Genomic DNA, 15507 nt, shown 5'->3' with positions numbered 1-15507 from the left:
CGATGCTTCCGGCGGGCGCGGCCGGCAAACGTGCGCTCTACCTGCTGGGGCTGGCCGCGGCGGCCAAGGCGGGCGGCTTGGTGATGCTCGCTTCGGCGGTGGCCGCCGGGGTGGCGGGCGTGGCGGCCGGGGCTTTCAGCTGGGATACGGTGCTGCTGCCCGGCGCCCTCGGCGCCGTACTGCGCGCGGCCGCGGCGTGGGGCCAGGACGTCGCGGCGCAGCGGGCGGCGGCCGGGGTCAAGGAGGACCTGCGGGCCCGGCTCGCCGCGCGGATCCTGCACGACGGCGGCGGCTCCCCGGCCGGGGGCGACGGCTCCGCCCCGGGTGAGGGCGCCCTGAGCGTGCTGGCCACCCGGGGACTGGACAACCTTGACGACTATTACAGCAAGTACCTGCCGGCGCTGGTGACCTGCGCCACGGTGCCCCTGCTGGTGGGGCTGCGGATCCTGGCCGCGGACTGGGTGAGCGCGCTGATCGTGGTGCTCACGCTGCCGCTGGTGCCGGTCTTCATGATCCTGATCGGAAAGCACACCGAAGACCGGACGAAACAGGCCGCCGCGGCTTTGGACCGCCTGTCCGACCACCTGCTGGAACTGGCCCGCGGACTCCCGGTCCTGGTCGGGCTGGGCCGGGCCGCCGCGCAGACCAGGGCCCTGGGCGACGTCGCCCGCGCCTACCGGGAGCGGACCCTGGCCACCCTGCGGGTCGCCTTCCTGTCCTCCCTGGCACTGGAACTGATCGCCACCATTTCCGTGGCCGTGGTGGCGGTGTTCGTGGGGATCCGGCTGGTCTACGGCGAAATGGAACTGGAAGCCGGATTGCTGGCCCTGATCCTGGCGCCAGAGTGTTTCCAGCCGCTGCGCGACCTCGGCTCGGCGCATCACGCGAGCGAAGACGGACTGGAAGCCCTCGAGCGCAGCAAGGCCGTGCTGGACGCGTCGCCCGGCCGGCCGCTGGTCCCCGCTCCGAACGCCGGGCATCGGTCCGGGGCCGCTGGCAGGGAAGCGCCGGAGCTGCGGGTGGCGGGGCTGGCCGCCGGCTACCCGGGCCGCGGCCAGGTGCTGAAAGGGCTGGATTTCACGGCACCTGCCGGCCGCATCACCGCCTTGTCCGGACCAAGCGGGGGCGGCAAGACCACGGTGCTGGAGATCCTGGCCGGCCTGCGCCGGGACGGGGCCGGCATCCACCTGGCCGGCCAGGTGTCCGGCGTCGACCGCGGCCGGATCGCGTGGATCCCGCAGCACCCGGTTCCCTCCGAAGCCACGGCGGCCGAAGAGGTGGCCCTGTACGCGGGGCTGCCAGGACCGGCCGGGCGTGCGGCGGCGGAGGAAGCGCTGGCGCGGGTCAATGCCGCAGGCTTGGCGGACGCGGACACCGGCGACCTCAGCCCGGGAGAGCTGCGCCGCGTGGCCGTGGCACGGGCCTTGGCCCGGATCGAACATGTCCCCGATGTGGACGTGCTGCTGGCCGATGAACCCACCGCGCACGTGGATGAGCGCAGCGCCCGGGCGATCGAGGCCGCGCTGGACGGGCTCCGCGGCCGGGTAACCACGGTCCTGGTGGCACACGACCCGGACACGGCGGCGCTCGCCGACCACGTGGTGCCGGTGATGCCGGCGTCCGGGGGAGCCCCTGCCGCCCCGGCTCGTACCGGTAGTGCGCGGCCCGCGGCACCGGAGGCCGAACGCGGCGGGCCCGCGCCCGGGGCCGCGGCAGGCTCCCGGACGGAAACGTTGGGGGAGGGCGCCGCCGGCGCCGGACCCGGCCTCTGGCGGCAAGCGGCGCTGCTGCGGCCCTGGAGCCCCCGCTTCCTGGCGGCGTTGTGCTTTGGCCTCGGCGCTGCGCTCTTCGCCGTCGCGCTCGCGGGCCTGTCCGGTTGGTTGATTGTCTATGCCAGCGAGCAACCGCCGATCCTGTACCTGATGACCTCGATCGTCGGCGTCCGGTTCTTCGGGATCGGACGCTCGGTCCTGCGCTACCAGGAGCGGCTGAAGCTGCACGACGCCGTCTTCGAAAGCACCGACCGGCTGCGGATCCGGCTGTGGAACGGGCTGCTGCAGCGGCCGGCGGCGTGGCGGCGGCTGGCCCGCGGCGGCGGCGCCCTGGAACGGCTGGTCGGAGATGTGGACGAACTGCGGGACATCGCACCCCGGGCCGTCTTCGCCCCGCTGGTGGGCCTGCTGGTGGCCGCCGCGTCCTGCGTGGCCACGGCCCTGCTGATGCCCGCGGCCCTGGGGTGGCAGCTGCTGCTCTCGGGGATCTGCGTGGTGGGTGCCCCCGCCGTGACCCGCTGGGCCGACCGCCATGCCCAGGCGACCAACGTGCGGGTCAAGGGCAGGTCGCTGAACGCTTTCACGCGCCTGCTGGCGGCAGCCCCGGACCTGGCCGCAAACACGGCGGCCGGGCCGCTGCTGCTGCGGGCCCGCCGCCTGGACCGGGAAGCCACCGCGGCCGTGCAGCGCAGCGCCTGGGCGCAGGGCCTGGGACACGCCCTGACCGTGCTGGCCTGTTCCCTGTCCGCCGTGGTGATGATCGGCTCCGCCGGTGGAACGGTACCGGGGGCGGCCGCCGTCGTCGTCCTGATGCAGTTGGCGCTGGCGGAACCGTTCATGGCGGTGAACACCGCGGTGCAGCAATGGGGCGCTTGGCGCCAGGCCGGCGCGCGCGTCATGCCGGAACTCGGCAGCAGCGGCGCAGAACCGGCCAGCGAAACGCGGCGGGAAGACCCGGTCGAAACGCTCGAACTGCGCAACGTTTCCTACCGGTACCCGGGTGCCCGCCACGACGCCTTCACCAAAGTGGACCTGCGGGTGGAGCGCGGACAATGGCTGGCGGTCACCGGCCCTTCGGGCAGCGGGAAGTCCACGCTGCTTGGCGTGCTGCTGGGCTTCCTGCCGCCGGCATCCGGGCACTACCTGGTCAACGGGACGGCCGGCGGGGCGCCGCGGTCCGCCATCGCGTGGATGCCGCAGGAGGCGCACCTGTTCAACTCAACGCTCCGGGCCAATCTCCTGCTGGCCCGCCCGGCCACGGACGCGCCGACCGAAGAGGAGATGTGCTCGGCGCTCACCGCCGTGGGGCTGGGCGGATTCCTGGCCGGGCTGCCGCACGGGCTGGGCACCAGGATCGGCCCGGGCGGGCACTTCCTCTCCGGCGGCCAGCGGCAGCGGCTCGCCGTGGCCCGGGCGCTGCTGGCCCACTCGGACGTGGTGCTGCTGGATGAACCGACCGCGCACTTGGACCGCGAGGCGGCGGACGCGTTGCTGGCCGACCTGCGCCGCGGGCTCGCCGGTAAAGCAGTGGTCATGGTGACCCATGACGAGCGGCAAGCCGCGTGGTGCGAGCATCGGCTGCATTTGGCTACCGGCAGCTACGCCGCTGCCCTAAGCTGAGGCAATGACCGTTCCCGACCTGCCTGACTTTCCCGGCGGAGCCCTGCGCTGGCGCCCCATGTCCGCCTCGGACATCGAGGGCTGGCACCAGTTGATCCGCCGCATGGCCGCCGTGGACCAGCCGGTCTGGGTCGAGACGACGGCGGACCTGGCGGAGGCGTTCGACGACCCCGCCAACGACCCGGCGCAGACCACGGCCATCGGCGTGGACGCCGACGGAACGGTCCGTGCCGTGGGGCGGGTCTACGCGAACGCCGGCTCCGCGGCGGCCCACACCTGGGGCGGCGTCGACCCGGAATGGCGCCGCCTCGGCATTGGCCGGGCGCTGTACGACTGGCAGGCCGAGTGCCAGCGTCGCCGGTTCAGCGCGGCCGGCATCGCCGGCGGTGTCCTGCGGACCAGCACCGAAGAACGGGACCCGGCGCACAACGCGCTGATGGCCGCCGTGGGCGCCACGGTGGTGCGCTACTTCACCGAGATGACCCGGCCGCTGGAAACGATTCCGGAAGCACCGCTGGTTGAAGGGTTCGCGTTCGTCGACCTGGACCCGGAGGACAGCGAGGCCGTCAGGCTCGCCCACAACGAGGCCTTTGCGGACCACTGGGGCAGCGAGCCCAGGGACGAGCGCCGGTGGAACACCCTGCTGATGCACCCGCAAACCAAGCCGGAGTGGAGCATGTCGGTGGTGGAGGCCTCGTCCGGCGAGACGGTGGCCTATCAGGTGGCCAGCTTCGACCCCGAGTACAGGCTGCAGTCGGGGTACGACGAAGGGTTCACCAATCTCCTCGGCGTCCGCAGGCCGTGGCGCGGCCGCGGGCTGGCCCAGGCGCTGCTGGCCGAAGCGATGCGCCGGTTCAGGGCCGGCGGGATGGCGCACGCCGGGCTGGGCGTGGACACGCAGAATCCCAGCGGCGCACTCGCGCTCTACACCCGGATGGGCTACGTGCCCACCCAGCGCTACCTGGACTATGAACTGCCGCTGACCTGACAGGGGCAGGGGACCGCGACCCGGCGCCGTGCACCGCGCGGGCAGGGGCCTACGCCCCGGCGCCGTGCACCGCGGCGGGCCGGCGGCTACGCCCCGACGTCGTGCAGGTGATGCATGACGTCGTGCAGGAAGTAGCTGCCGAGCGTGGTGACCGTGAAAGCCGAACCGTTGCTGCGCCTGCCGCGCCGGTCCCACTCGGCCGGGGTCACCGCATTGAAGCCGGCGGCCACCTCCGCCGCTGCCGCCGCCAGTTCCTGGGCCACAGCGAGCGGGTCCTGGCTGCCGTAACGCCCCTCCACGGCCGCGGCGTTCTGGTCCCAGTCGGCAAACTCCGGGTTGTCCTGGCTGAGCATCAGCTCCAGCCGGGCATCGAACACGCGGCAGACATCACGCACGTGCGCGGCGTACTCCAGCACCGACCACGTCGAGTCGTTGGGGCGGACGTGGACGCCGGGCTCCGCCAGGGCCGCCTGCCAGCGGGGAACGGTGGCCAGCACCGCCGGTCCGATCCGGTCCGGCGTGACGCCGGCCGGGTCGAAGCCGCATTCCGGGCAGGGCCGCTCGGTGACCCACGTCCAGTCCTTGGTGTCGGGGATGATCGCCATGCAGCCAGCTTAGGAGTCTTCCGCCCCCTGCTGCGATAGGGAGGGACCGACTGCGTCCACGGACTGGGACAACGGGATGCCGGAACCGTCGCGGCGGCCGTGTTCGGTGGGCAGGGCCCGCGAGGCGCCGTTGGACGAGCTGGCCTTCGCCGGACCGTGCCCGGCCCACGCCAGCGAGAGCATGTCCTCCCCCTTCAGGAAGCGGTGTGCGCGCACTCCGCCGGTAGCGCGGCCCTTGGCCGGGTACTCGGTGAACGGGGTGACCTTGACCGAGCCGGGGGAGGTGCCCGGGAGGGCTTCCCGGGTGGAGGCGACGGTGACGACTACCGCGTCGGCATCCCCTGCGGCGACCGCACCAAAGAACGCCACGGTGTCTTCCGCGCCCAGCTTGATGCCCGCTACGCCGCCGGCCGTGCGGCCCTGGGCGCGCACCGCCGAGGCCGGGAAGTGAAGCAGTTGCGCCTGGCGGGTGATGAAGACCAGTTCGTCGTCGTCGGCCGTGACGCTGAGGCCCACGATGTAGTCCTTGGGCTTAAGCGCGATGATCTCCCAGTCCTCCCGGTTGAGCGGGTAGTCCGGGGTCACGCGCTTGACGATGCCTTGCGCAGTGCCAAGGGCGAGGACCTTGTCCAGCGGCGCCAAAGCCACCAGGGATTCGCCCTTCGCCAGGGTCACGAACTCCTTGACCGGGACGCCGCCGGCCAGGTTGGGCGAACCGGCAGCGGCGGCGAGCACCGGCATGTCCAAAACCGGAAGCCGCAGCATCCGGCCCAGCGAGGTCACGGCTCCGATTTCGGCCCGTGCCGTGGTCTTGACGACGGACGCCAGGACATCGTGCCTGATCCGCTGGCCGTCCGACAGGGGCTCCTGGTCCACCGTGCGGGCGAGCTGGCCGGACGCGGAGAGCAGGACCCAGCACGGATCGTCCGCGATCTGCAGCGGCAGGGCGGCCTTGGCGGTCTTGCCGGCGGCGGCGGGAGCCGGCAGGGCGGTGCCGCGGAGCGGGGCCGCCGCTTCCGATTCGAGCAGCACGGTCCGCCGCGGCGTGGCGTAGAGCGCGGAAACCTCGCCCAGTTCGTCGGAGACCAGTTGGCGCAGCATGGCCTCGTTGGCCAGGATCTCCTCCAAGCCGGCGATCTCGCGGCGCAGTTCGTCCTGTTCCTTCTCGAGCTCGATCCGCGAGTATTTGGTCAGCTGGCGCAGCCGCAGTTCGAGGATGTGATTGGCCTGGATTTCGGACAGGTCGTAGATGGCCATCAACCGTTCGCGGGCGGCGGCGGCCTCGTCCGAGGAACGGATGATCTGGATGACCTCGTCGATGTCCACGATGGCAATCAGCAGGCCTTCGACCAGATGCAGCCGGTCCTTCTTCTTGCCCAACCGGAACGCGGTGCGCCGGCGCACGACGCCGATGCGGTGGCTGACGTAGACCTGCAGCAGTTCCATCAGGCCCAGCGTGCGCGGCTGCCCGTCGACGAGCGTCACGTTGTTGATGCCGAAGGAGTCCTCCATGGGCGAATAGCGGTACAGCTGCGCCAACACGGCGTTGGGATTGAAGCCGTTCTTCAGCTCGATGACCAGGCGCAGGCCGTGCTGCCGGTCGGTCAGGTCAACGATGTCGCTGATGCCCTGCAGCTTCTTGGACGTGACCGCGTCCTTGATCTTCTCGATGACCTTCTCCGGGCCCACGCCGTAGGGCAGCTCGGTGACCACCAGGCCGGTGCGGCGGGCGGTGAGCTTCTCCACCTCCACCTTGGCGCGGGTCTTGAAGGAGCCGCGGCCGGTGGCATACGCATCGCGGATTCCGTCCAGGCCCACGATCTTGCCGCCGGACGGCAGATCGGGTCCGGGGACGAACCGCATGATGTCCTCGAGCGTGGCGTCCGGGTTGGCGATCAGGTGCTGGGCCGCGGCGATCACCTCGCCGAGGTTGTGCGGCGCCATGTTGGTGGCCATGCCCACGGCGATGCCGGAGGAACCGTTGACCAGCAGGTTGGGGAAAGCGGCCGGGAGTACCGCCGGCTGCATCAGCTGGTTGTCGTAGTTCGGAACGAAGTCCACAACGTCTTCGTCCAGGTGGTCGGTCAGCGCCAGGGCCGGCGGCGCGAGGCGGGCCTCGGTGTAGCGCGGTGCCGCGGGACCGTCGTCGAGCGACCCGAAGTTGCCGTGGCCGTCGATCAGCGGCATGCGCAGCGAGAAGGACTGCGCCATCCGCACCATCGCGTCGTAAATGGCGGCGTCGCCGTGCGGGTGCAGCTTGCCCATCACCTCGCCGACCACGCGGGCGGACTTCACATGCCCCTTGTCCGGCCGCAGCCCCATCTGGGACATCATGTAGAGAATGCGCCGCTGCACCGGCTTCAACCCGTCGCGGGCATCGGGCAGAGCGCGCGAGTAGATCACCGAGTAGGCGTATTCGAGGAAGGAGCCTTCCATCTCGGAGGTCACGTCGATATCGACGATGTTCTCCGTGTAGTCCTCTTCGGGGGCGGGAGTCTGGCGGCGGGGCATGGGTAGAGCTTCGGTCCTTAGTTAAAAGTTGCGGATACAGTGAGTTTATGGCGCAAGAGGCTGATTCCCCGGATTATCCGGATTATTGGGAAGCGGATGTCGTGCTGCGCGACGGCGGGACGGCGCACCTGCGCCCGATCGTCCCGGCCGATGCCGAGGCCCTGCAGGCCTTCCACGTGGGGCAGTCCGAAAGCTCCATCTACCTGCGCTTCTTCACCTTCAAGTCCAAGCTCAGCGCCCGCGAACTGGCCCGCTTCACCAAGGTCGATTACGTCAACCGGGTGGCCTTCGTCATCACCATCGGCGACGAAATCATCGGGATTGGCCGCTATGACAGGCTGGACGATCCCGCCGAAGCCGAGGTCGCCTTCAACATTTCGGATGCCCACCAGGGCCGGGGGCTGGGATCCATCCTGCTGGAGCATCTGGCCGCCGCCGCCCGGGAAAACGGCATCAGCAAGTTTTCCGCCGAGGTGCTGCCGGAGAACCGGAAGATGATCACCGTGTTCAACGACGCGGGCTACGAGGTGCGGCGCCATTTCGACGACGGAGTGGTCGCCCTCGAGTTCGACATCGACCCGACCGATCGCTCCCGTGCCGTGATGGCCGCCCGGGAACACCGGGCCGAGGCCAAGAGCGTGGCTGCCCTGCTGGCGCCCGGATCCGTGGCCGTGATCGGCGCCAGCCGGGACTGGGGCAGCGTGGGCTACTCGCTGCTGGAGAACATCATCGAAGCCGGCTTCACCGGCCCCGTCTACGCCATCAACCCCCAGGCCTTCGAACTGAACGGCATGATCTCCCACGCGGCCATCGCCGACGTCCCGCACCCCGTGGAACTCGCCGTCGTCGCCGTCCCTTACGAGGAAGTGCCCAAGGTGGCCCGCGAATGCGCTGCCGCCGGGGTCAAGGGGATCCTGGTGGCCAGCGACGGCTTCTCCCAAGCCGGGAACGAAGGGTTGCAACGGCAGCGCGAGCTGGTGCGCCAGGCCCGCGCCCACGGCATGCGGGTGATCGGCCCCGGGTCGCTCGGACTCCTGAACACCGACCCGGCCGTGTCGCTGAACGCCTCGATGGCGCCCGCCATGCCGCCGCGCGGGCCGCTCGGGCTGTTCAGCCAGTCCGCAGCGATCGGCGTCCTGCTCTACACCGCCGCCAGCCGGCGCGGGCTGGGCCTGTCGTCCACCGTGTCCGCCGGGAACCGGGCCGACGTCTCCGGCAACGATGTGATGCAGTATTGGGAAGACGACCCGGCCACCAAGGCGGTGGGGCTTTACCTGGAATCCATCGGCAACCCTCGAAAGTTTTCCCGGATTGCGCGCCGGCTCTCGCGCAGCAAGCCGGTGATCGTGGCCAAGTCCGACGTGATGGGACTGCAACTGCCGCCCGGCCATGCGGTGCGCACCACGCAGGCCCCGCTGGGCGCCCTCGACGCGATGTTCCGCCAGTCCGGCGTGATCCGCGTGGAAACCAATGAAGAGCTGATGGACGTGGCGCAGATCCTGGTCAGCCAGCCGCTTCCGGCCGGAGCCAACCTGGCCGTCTTCAGCAACTCCCTGGCGCTGGGCAACGTGGTGGCCGACGCCGCCAAGGCACACCAGCTGGACGTGGTCCGGCGGGAGGTGGCGCTGGACCTGAATACCGGCCAGTCCGTTGCGCTGCCGATGCTTCGCCGGCAGGTGCGGCAGGCACTGTCCGCACCCGCGGTGCACGCCGCCGTCGTCACACTCCTTCCCGCCACCGGAATCCCGACCTCCCTGCTGGCGGAAGTGCTGCGGGACTGTGCCGAAGAAGCCGGGAAGCCGGTGGTCGCCTCCTTCACCGGCGTGCTCGATCTGGCCGAACGGACCGACGGCTTGCTTGCCACCGGAGGCAGCGGTGCCGACGGCGGGTTGCAGCGCGGCCTGCCCAGCTTTGCCAGCCCCGGCAGCGCCGTGAACGCGCTGGCGGCCGTGGTTCGCTACGCCGAATGGAAGGCCCGCGACCAGGGCGAATTCGCCGAACCGGCGGGAACCGACCCGGCCGAGGCCCAACGGCAGATCGACGCCCTGCTCGCCGGGGTCACCGGGACAGACCTGCTCACGCCTACCCCCGCGCAGACCGCCCGGCTGCTGGGCTGCTATGGCATCACGGTGCAGGAGTCGGCCGGCTTCACGCACGACGATGAGGCCGTGGCCGCTGCGGAACGGCTCGGCTGGCCCGTAGCCGTCAAAACCACGGATGCGCGGCTGCGGCAACGGCTGGACCTCGGCGGCGTGCGGCTGAACATCACCGACGAGGCGACCCTGCGCGCCAACATCGCGCACATGCGGGCCAGCCTGGCCCCGTTCGGCGACATCCCGCTGGAAGTCCAGTCGATGGTGCCCGCCGGCCAGGCCTGCACCATCCGCTCGATCGAGGATCCGCTCTTGGGCCCGGTGGTGTCTTTCGGGCTGGCCGGCGACGCCGTCAACCTGCTGGGGGACTGGTCCCACCGGATCCCCCCGCTGACCACCGTGGATGTGGCGGACCTGGTCCGCGGACCCCGCGCGGCCGAGAAGCTCTTCGGCTACCAGGGCCTGCCGGCGGTGGACGTTCCGGCGCTGGAAGACCTGATCGCCCGCGTAGCGCAGCTCAAGGACGAGCATCCCGAGGTTGCGTTGCTGGAGCTCAACCCGGTCCAGCTCTCCGACCGGGGCCTTGCCGTGCTGAACGCCGAAGTCCGGCTCGGAAACCACGCGCACCGCACGGACAGCGCGCGGCGCGCCATGCGCGACTAAACCGTCCGGGTTGGCCATCTGGCAGCAGCGTAGGGGATTATGGAACACATGAGCCCCCTTTCGACGGCCGAACGCCGCAGTCTCGATGACGCCCTCAACCGGGCAGGCTTTTACCCGCTGCTGGTTTCCGACGTGGTCCACGACGCTTTGGACGAGCGCGAGCCGCTGTCCCACCTGGTGCACTTGGAGACACACTTCGACCGCAACGAGGTGCACCGGCACATCACCGTGCTGGTGCTCACCGAGGACATGCTGGTGATCACCCACGTGGACGACCAGCAGCTGGACGACGAGGGCGAGCAGATGGTGGCGCAGATTTCCACCGAGTCGGTCCCGGTCAGCCAGATCCGCTCCGTGGTGCTCAGCTACGTCTACGCCCAGCCGCAGAACTACACCTCGGCCGACCAGGCCCGCGAATTGACCCTGGCCATCGCCTGGTCCGGCGGCCAGCGGCTGGACATGGGCCCGGCCGGGTGCGGAGATCCGCAGTGCGACGCCGACCACGGCTACACCGGCAACATCGTCCAGGAAGACATCGTGCTGCGGGTCAGCGCAGAGGCCGACGGGCTGCAGGCGGTCCAGAACGCCAAGGACTTTGCCCGCGCCCTGCGCAAGGTCAGCACCAGCCACCCGGAACCCGCCGCGGCGCCGGGCCCGGTGCAGCAGCGCCCGCGCATCGGCAACCGCCTGGTCCGCGGCCACCACGGCCGCTGACCTGCGGGACTGACTGCGTGACCCTGATACAGGAACCGCTTCCGGCTGCCCCCGGCTACGGCCGCAACTCCCTCGCCGAGGTCATGACCAGCGCCGCGGCCGCGCTGGGCGCCGAGGGCTTCGACAACGAGCTGCAGCTGCCGCCGGCGCGGCGCGTGTGCGTGGTCATGGTGGACGGGCTGGGCAAGGCGCTGCTGAAGCAGCGTGGCGGACACGCCCCCTTCCTGCGGCAGGCCGTGGACAACTCGCGCACCCTCGGCAGCGCCCTCCCGTCGACGACGGCGGCGTCCCTCGCCAGTTTGGGGACCGGGCTGGCACCCGGGCTGCACGGCATGGTCGGCTACGACGTCCTCGACCCCGGGCAGGACAAGGTGGTCAACCAGCTCGGAGGCTGGGACCCCGGGGTGGATCCGCAGGTGTGGCAACCGTATCCGACGGTGTTTGAACGGGTGGCCGCGCAGCTGCCGGTCACCACCGTCAGCCTGCCCCGGTTCGCGGAATCGGGCATGACCCGGGCGGCGCTGCGCGGCAGCACGTTCGTGCCCGGCGCCACCGGCCACGCCCGGACCCAGGCCGCGGCCGAAGCGTTGGCGGCTACGGACCGGGCGTTGGTGTACCTCTACTTCAACGAACTGGACAAGGCGGGCCACCGGTTCGGTGCGGCGTCGGCCCAATGGGGGAACGCGCTGGAGGAACTTGATTCGGACATGCGCCGCCTGGCCCGGCAGCTTCCGGCCGATACGCTGCTGCTGCTGACCGCGGACCACGGCATGCTGGACGTGGCCGAGGAGTTTCGTTTCGACTACTCGGCGGACCCGGCCCTGGTGGCGGGGGTCCGGCACACCGGCGGGGAACCGCGCCTGGTGCACCTCTATTTTGAACCGGACGCCACGGACGGGCAGCGCGAACAGGTGGCCCGTGCCTGGCTGCAGGAATACGGGAAGCAGGCCTGGGTCTTCACCCGCGAAGAAGCGGTCAGCCGCGGGTTCTTCGGCCGAGTCGACCCGCGGGTGCTGCCGCGCATCGGAGACCTGATGGTGGCCGCCCGCGAACCCGTGGCGTTCTACGACACCCGGCGCGTCCCGGAGACCGCGCTGTCCGTGGTCGGCCAGCACGGCTCGCTGACCAGGGCGGAGCGGGAAGTGCCCCTGCTGACGCTGGCGGCTCCGGGCAAACGGCGCTAGGAATCCGCGCCCGCCACTAACGGGAGGTCGCCGGAACGCGCACCGGGCGGATCTTGGCTGCCGCGGGCAGCAGGTCAGTCGTGCTTGGTGCCGAAGACGATCTCATCCCAACTGGGAACGCTGGAGCGCTTCGGCTTGATCGCGCGCTTGGGCGGTTCCGGTGCCGGATCGGCCTGCCGGGCGTCCGTGGTTTCGGTTCCGGGGTCGGCGGCGGTCTTCGCCCCGGCCTGTGCAGTGCGGGCCTGGTCCCCGGCCGCTGCGTTGCCGTTCTCCACGGTTTTCATTGGTGCGGTGGAAGGACGCGCAACCTCGATCCGGTCGTCGGCCGTACCTGTTTCCTGCGCGCCGCCGGTCTCGAGGCGCTCGTCGCCGGCTTCGCCGGCAGAGTCTTCGTCCGCCTCCCGAACGTCGCCGCCGGTTTCCGTGGCCGGCTGGTCCCGCAGGAATCCGGGCGCGCCGGAGAGCGTGATTTCGTGCGTGTGGGTGCTGATCCCGTGCCCCAATTCCAGCGACGAGGCCGCGCCGTCGTCGTAGGCCGGAGCCAGGGTCAACGGGAAGCCGGCCCGAGGACGCGCGCCGGGGGACTCGTCGTCGGAATCGTCCGCTTCCTGGAACGATTCGCGCGGGTGGGCCGCCGGAATGGGGCCGTGGGTGAGCATCAGGGCCAGTGCGTCGTCGGCGTCTTCGTCGACGCCCAGCCGCTGGCCGCGGCGGGAGCGCAGCACCTCCAGCAGTTCGTCCGACTCGGAGGACTGCTCGCCGTCCTGCCCGCCGTCCTGCTGCTCGGCCGGATCGAGGTCCGGGTCCGCCCCGGTGTCCGCTTCGAAGTCGAAGACGTGGTCGGTGACGGCCTTCAGCCGGCGTGCGGGTACCGGGCCGTCCACGGTTTCGAGCTCGCTCAGCTGCTGCGCCCACCGGTTGGCATTCTGGATGGTGCGGCGGGCTGCGTGGAAGACCCAGCGGGCGGGCGGTTCTTCCCCGATGGAGTCGGTGGCGGGGGCGGCCGGGGCGGAGAAGGACGCCACAATTTCCCAGCTGCCGTCGCTGCGGCGCCAGGAATCCCAGTCCATCGACTCGGGATCGATGCCGAAGGCGTGGATCCGGTGGTCCACCATCTCACCCAGGGTGGCAGGCTCATCGCCGAAGGCCGAACGGTAACCGTCGTGGCCGGGCAGCGGGCCGGCGACTTCCACCTTGCGGGCCTGCTCGACGATGTAGTGGCGCTCCGCGAGCACCGGGCTTTCATAGCGCCGGATCCGTGCAAGGTCGAGGCCCGATTCGGCCGCGACCTCCTCGGCAGTGGCGCCCGCACGAATGCGCGCCTGGATTTCGCGGGGCGACAAACCGGCGTCCGACGGTTCGCCGGCACCGGGAGCGCGGGTGGTTGTGGGTCGGAAGACCGCTGTGCGCAGGGCTTCGTCTATGGCCAGACGGTAGTCGTCCCCACCTGCGCTCAACAGCAGATGTTCGCCATCCTCATGGACACCCACCAGCCGTAGATCCTGCATGAAAACCCTCCACCAGACGACACTTTATGCCTGAAACTCTGCCACCCATACCGGGCTTTTCCTATTGTTTTCGCAGGTGTGGCGCGGTGTTTGTGGCCAAGGTCGCCCTCACCGGCGCCACTTCCGAAGGCCGCCGTGAATGCCGTTCGAACCCCGCGGTTTGGCAGGCGCACGGAAATCGGCAAGAATCTTCGCGTCACGGGCACAAATCAGACGGCGAATGCGTTGAGCCTGTGCACAGATCGTCAGGCATGGGGCACGCGTCCCGGAACCGGGGGTCTGACGTGAAACTGGACTCGACCACCGGAGTGGGAGCAAACAACAATGGCCACTGACTACGACGCCCCGCGGAAGCCGGACGAAGAGACCCACGAGGAGTCCATTGAAGAGCTGAAGTCGCACCGGCGGACCGACACCCAGTCCGCCGTCGTCGACGAGGACGAGGCCGAGGCGGCCGAGGGGTTCGAGCTGCCCGGCGCCGACCTGTCCGGCGAGGAGCTGCTGGTCCGCGTCCTCCCGGCCCAGCAGGACGAGTTCACCTGTGCTTCCTGCTTCCTGGTCCGCCACCGGTCGCAGGTGGCCAAGGAGAAAGACGGGCTGCTCTATTGCCGGGACTGCGAGGGGTAGCTGCGGCTAGGCCGCGTCCGGCGCGGGGCGGTTCAGCGCCGCGGCGAGTTGCTGCGGCCGGCGCGTGGAGGCGATCCAGTAAGGGGTCAGGTCGGTTTCGTCGGTGATTTCGATGGTGACCACCGGATCGATCCAGCCGCGCAGGCACATGTAGGCGGTGCCGTTCAGCTTGGGGCCGCGCTGCTCGGTGGCCGCCTCGCCGGTGAAGGCCTCCACCCGGCCCACGTAGCGGCGCTCGATCTGGGCGCGGCCAACCTGCAGCATCGTATCGGTGACCAGGATCCGCGGCGTGGAAGCGATCAGCAGGACCGCCAGCAGGACGGCGGCGACGACGGCGCCAATGATGCCCGCGGTGATGCTGATCGGTGCCAGCATCACGATGACCGCGGCGGCGGTGCCGGCGGCGATGAGCCAGACCCAGAAGTTGGGCCAGAGCCGCTCATCGAAGTGGGTCACGGAAGAAGGACCGCCGGCGGGACCGGAGCCGCCTGCAGGGGTCGCGGGTTGTGTCATGGACTCAGCTTTTCACCTTTTGGCAGGCATTTCACCTTGCTCCCGGCGGGGCCCCGGAAGCCTGCCCGCCCGCGGGCGCCACGGTTGAAAAGGCGCTAGAGTGATGTGCGGAATATCTCAGCGGGCCAGGCCCTTGGCGGCCGCCATTTTCCCGCCACATCCGCAATCGCAAGGACAAACGATCACGAGTGCAGCAGACAACTGAAACGCTGACGGTCCAGCTGAAAATGCTCGACGACGGGCTGGAACCGCCCGCCTACGCCCACCCGGGGGACGCCGGGGCCGACCTGCGGAGCCGGATCGATTTCCGGATCGCTCCGGGCGAGCGCGTCCTGGTGCCGACGGGCGTGGCGCTTGCGCTGCCGCACGGGTATGTTGCCCTGGTCCATCCGCGTTCCGGGCTGGCCACAAAGCACGGGCTGACCATCGTCAACGCCCCCGGCACGGTGGACGCCGGTTACCGGGGCGAAATAGCGGTCACGTTGCTGAATACCGATGCCAGTGAAACGCTCACGTTCAAGCGGGGGGACCGGATCGCGCAACTGGTCATCCAGAAGGTGGAGACGGCCGCGTTCGAACGCGTCGACGAACTCCCGGACTCGGTGCGGGGGGCCGGCGGGTTCGGATCCACCGGAGGGTTCGGCGCCGGCTAGCTCCTCGCGGCGGCGTGCCCTCGCACGTGCATGCCTGGCCGCGGAGGCAGCATCCC

At 70.4% G+C, this 15507-nt stretch carries 11 protein-coding genes; 7 read left to right on the top strand and 4 right to left on the bottom strand.

All coding sequences use genetic code 11. From position 1 onward, the window contains the following. Nucleotides 1–2: 2 nt before the first annotated feature. Both cydD and AC5RVD_RS14860 read left to right on the top strand, forming a co-directional pair. Nucleotides 3–3392: a thiol reductant ABC exporter subunit CydD gene (cydD, locus tag AC5RVD_RS14865; protein ID WP_494127342.1), complete on the top strand. Its 3390-nt coding sequence runs from the start codon at nt 3–5 to the stop codon at nt 3390–3392. Nucleotides 3393–3396: 4 nt separating this feature from the next. Continuing rightward, nucleotides 3397–4380, top strand: coding sequence for a GNAT family N-acetyltransferase (locus AC5RVD_RS14860; protein WP_494127341.1), 984 nt, complete (start codon nt 3397–3399; stop codon nt 4378–4380). An 86-nt stretch (nt 4381–4466) separates the two neighbouring features. On the opposite strand, the gene AC5RVD_RS14855 is transcribed toward AC5RVD_RS14860, so the two are convergent. Together AC5RVD_RS14855 and AC5RVD_RS14850 are read right to left on the bottom strand one after the other, a co-directional pair. Further along, on the bottom strand, nt 4467–4985 hold the full coding sequence (locus AC5RVD_RS14855) for a DinB family protein (RefSeq protein ID WP_494113713.1): 519 nt from the start codon (nt 4983–4985) through the stop codon (nt 4467–4469). A 9-nt stretch (nt 4986–4994) separates the two neighbouring features. Further along, nucleotides 4995–7496, bottom strand: a complete 2502-nt coding sequence (locus AC5RVD_RS14850; RefSeq protein WP_494127340.1) for a DNA gyrase/topoisomerase IV subunit A — start codon at nt 7494–7496, stop codon at nt 4995–4997. Nucleotides 7497–7543: 47 nt separating this feature from the next. On the opposite strand from AC5RVD_RS14850, the gene AC5RVD_RS14845 reads away from it, so the two are divergent. The 3 genes from AC5RVD_RS14845 (at nt 7544) to AC5RVD_RS14835 (ending at nt 12150) form a co-directional block, all read left to right on the top strand. Next, nucleotides 7544–10252 (top strand): bifunctional acetate--CoA ligase family protein/GNAT family N-acetyltransferase, encoded by a 2709-nt coding sequence (locus AC5RVD_RS14845; protein WP_494127339.1) that lies wholly within the window; start codon nt 7544–7546, stop codon nt 10250–10252. Between the two features lie 39 nt (nt 10253–10291). After that, the gene (locus tag AC5RVD_RS14840; protein ID WP_494113710.1) at nt 10292–10966 is read left to right on the top strand and encodes a DUF5998 family protein; all 675 of its coding nucleotides are present in this window, start codon (nt 10292–10294) and stop codon (nt 10964–10966) included. Nucleotides 10967–11049: 83 nt separating this feature from the next. Further along, nucleotides 11050–12150 carry an alkaline phosphatase family protein gene (locus AC5RVD_RS14835; RefSeq protein WP_494127363.1) on the top strand — a complete coding sequence of 367 codons (1101 nt, stop codon included), beginning with the start codon at nt 11050–11052 and terminating at the stop codon, nt 12148–12150. 74 nt (nt 12151–12224) lie between these two features. Here AC5RVD_RS14835 and sepH read toward each other — a convergent pair whose 3' ends face one another. Next, nucleotides 12225–13658, bottom strand: coding sequence for a septation protein SepH (gene sepH, locus AC5RVD_RS14830; RefSeq protein ID WP_494113709.1), 1434 nt, complete (start codon nt 13656–13658; stop codon nt 12225–12227). Between the two features lie 324 nt (nt 13659–13982). Here sepH and AC5RVD_RS14825 point away from each other — a divergent pair, with 324 nt between their 5' ends. Further along, a complete protein-coding gene (locus AC5RVD_RS14825) occupies nt 13983–14285 on the top strand; it encodes a DUF4193 domain-containing protein (protein ID WP_493987423.1) in 303 nt (100 codons plus the stop codon). Nucleotides 14286–14291: 6 nt separating this feature from the next. Here the strand turns inward: AC5RVD_RS14825 and AC5RVD_RS14820 are convergent, their stop codons facing one another. After that, nucleotides 14292–14798 (bottom strand): DUF3093 domain-containing protein, encoded by a 507-nt coding sequence (locus AC5RVD_RS14820; protein ID WP_494113708.1) that lies wholly within the window; start codon nt 14796–14798, stop codon nt 14292–14294. Between the two features lie 188 nt (nt 14799–14986). On the opposite strand from AC5RVD_RS14820, the gene dut reads away from it, so the two are divergent. Next, entirely contained in the window at nt 14987–15451 is a 465-nt protein-coding gene (gene dut, locus AC5RVD_RS14815) for a dUTP diphosphatase (RefSeq protein ID WP_494113707.1), read from the top strand. Nucleotides 15452–15507 lie beyond the last annotated feature (56 nt).

This window comes from Arthrobacter sp. THG-b23 (assembly GCF_059091265.1).
The sequence above is the reverse complement of the archived record's forward strand: the minus strand, read 5'-3'. Positions and strand labels throughout refer to the sequence as shown.

Bases quoted from the DNA above. Each gene is read 5' to 3' on its own strand.
- AC5RVD_RS14855 (WP_494113713.1), bottom strand. From the start codon at position 4,985: ATGGCGATCATCCCCGACACCAAGGACTGGACGTGGGTCACCGAGCGG.
- AC5RVD_RS14845 (WP_494127339.1), top strand. From the start codon at position 7,544: ATGGCGCAAGAGGCTGATTCCCCGGATTATCCGGATTATTGGGAAGCG.
- sepH (WP_494113709.1), bottom strand. From the start codon at position 13,658: ATGCAGGATCTACGGCTGGTGGGTGTCCATGAGGATGGCGAACATCTG.
- cydD (WP_494127342.1), top strand. From the start codon at position 3: ATGCTTCCGGCGGGCGCGGCCGGCAAACGTGCGCTCTACCTGCTGGGG.
- AC5RVD_RS14835 (WP_494127363.1), top strand. From the start codon at position 11,050: ATGACCAGCGCCGCGGCCGCGCTGGGCGCCGAGGGCTTCGACAACGAG.
- AC5RVD_RS14820 (WP_494113708.1), bottom strand. From the start codon at position 14,798: ATGACACAACCCGCGACCCCTGCAGGCGGCTCCGGTCCCGCCGGCGGT.
- AC5RVD_RS14850 (WP_494127340.1), bottom strand. From the start codon at position 7,496: ATGCCCCGCCGCCAGACTCCCGCCCCCGAAGAGGACTACACGGAGAAC.
- AC5RVD_RS14840 (WP_494113710.1), top strand. From the start codon at position 10,292: ATGGAACACATGAGCCCCCTTTCGACGGCCGAACGCCGCAGTCTCGAT.
- AC5RVD_RS14825 (WP_493987423.1), top strand. From the start codon at position 13,983: ATGGCCACTGACTACGACGCCCCGCGGAAGCCGGACGAAGAGACCCAC.
- AC5RVD_RS14860 (WP_494127341.1), top strand. From the start codon at position 3,397: ATGACCGTTCCCGACCTGCCTGACTTTCCCGGCGGAGCCCTGCGCTGG.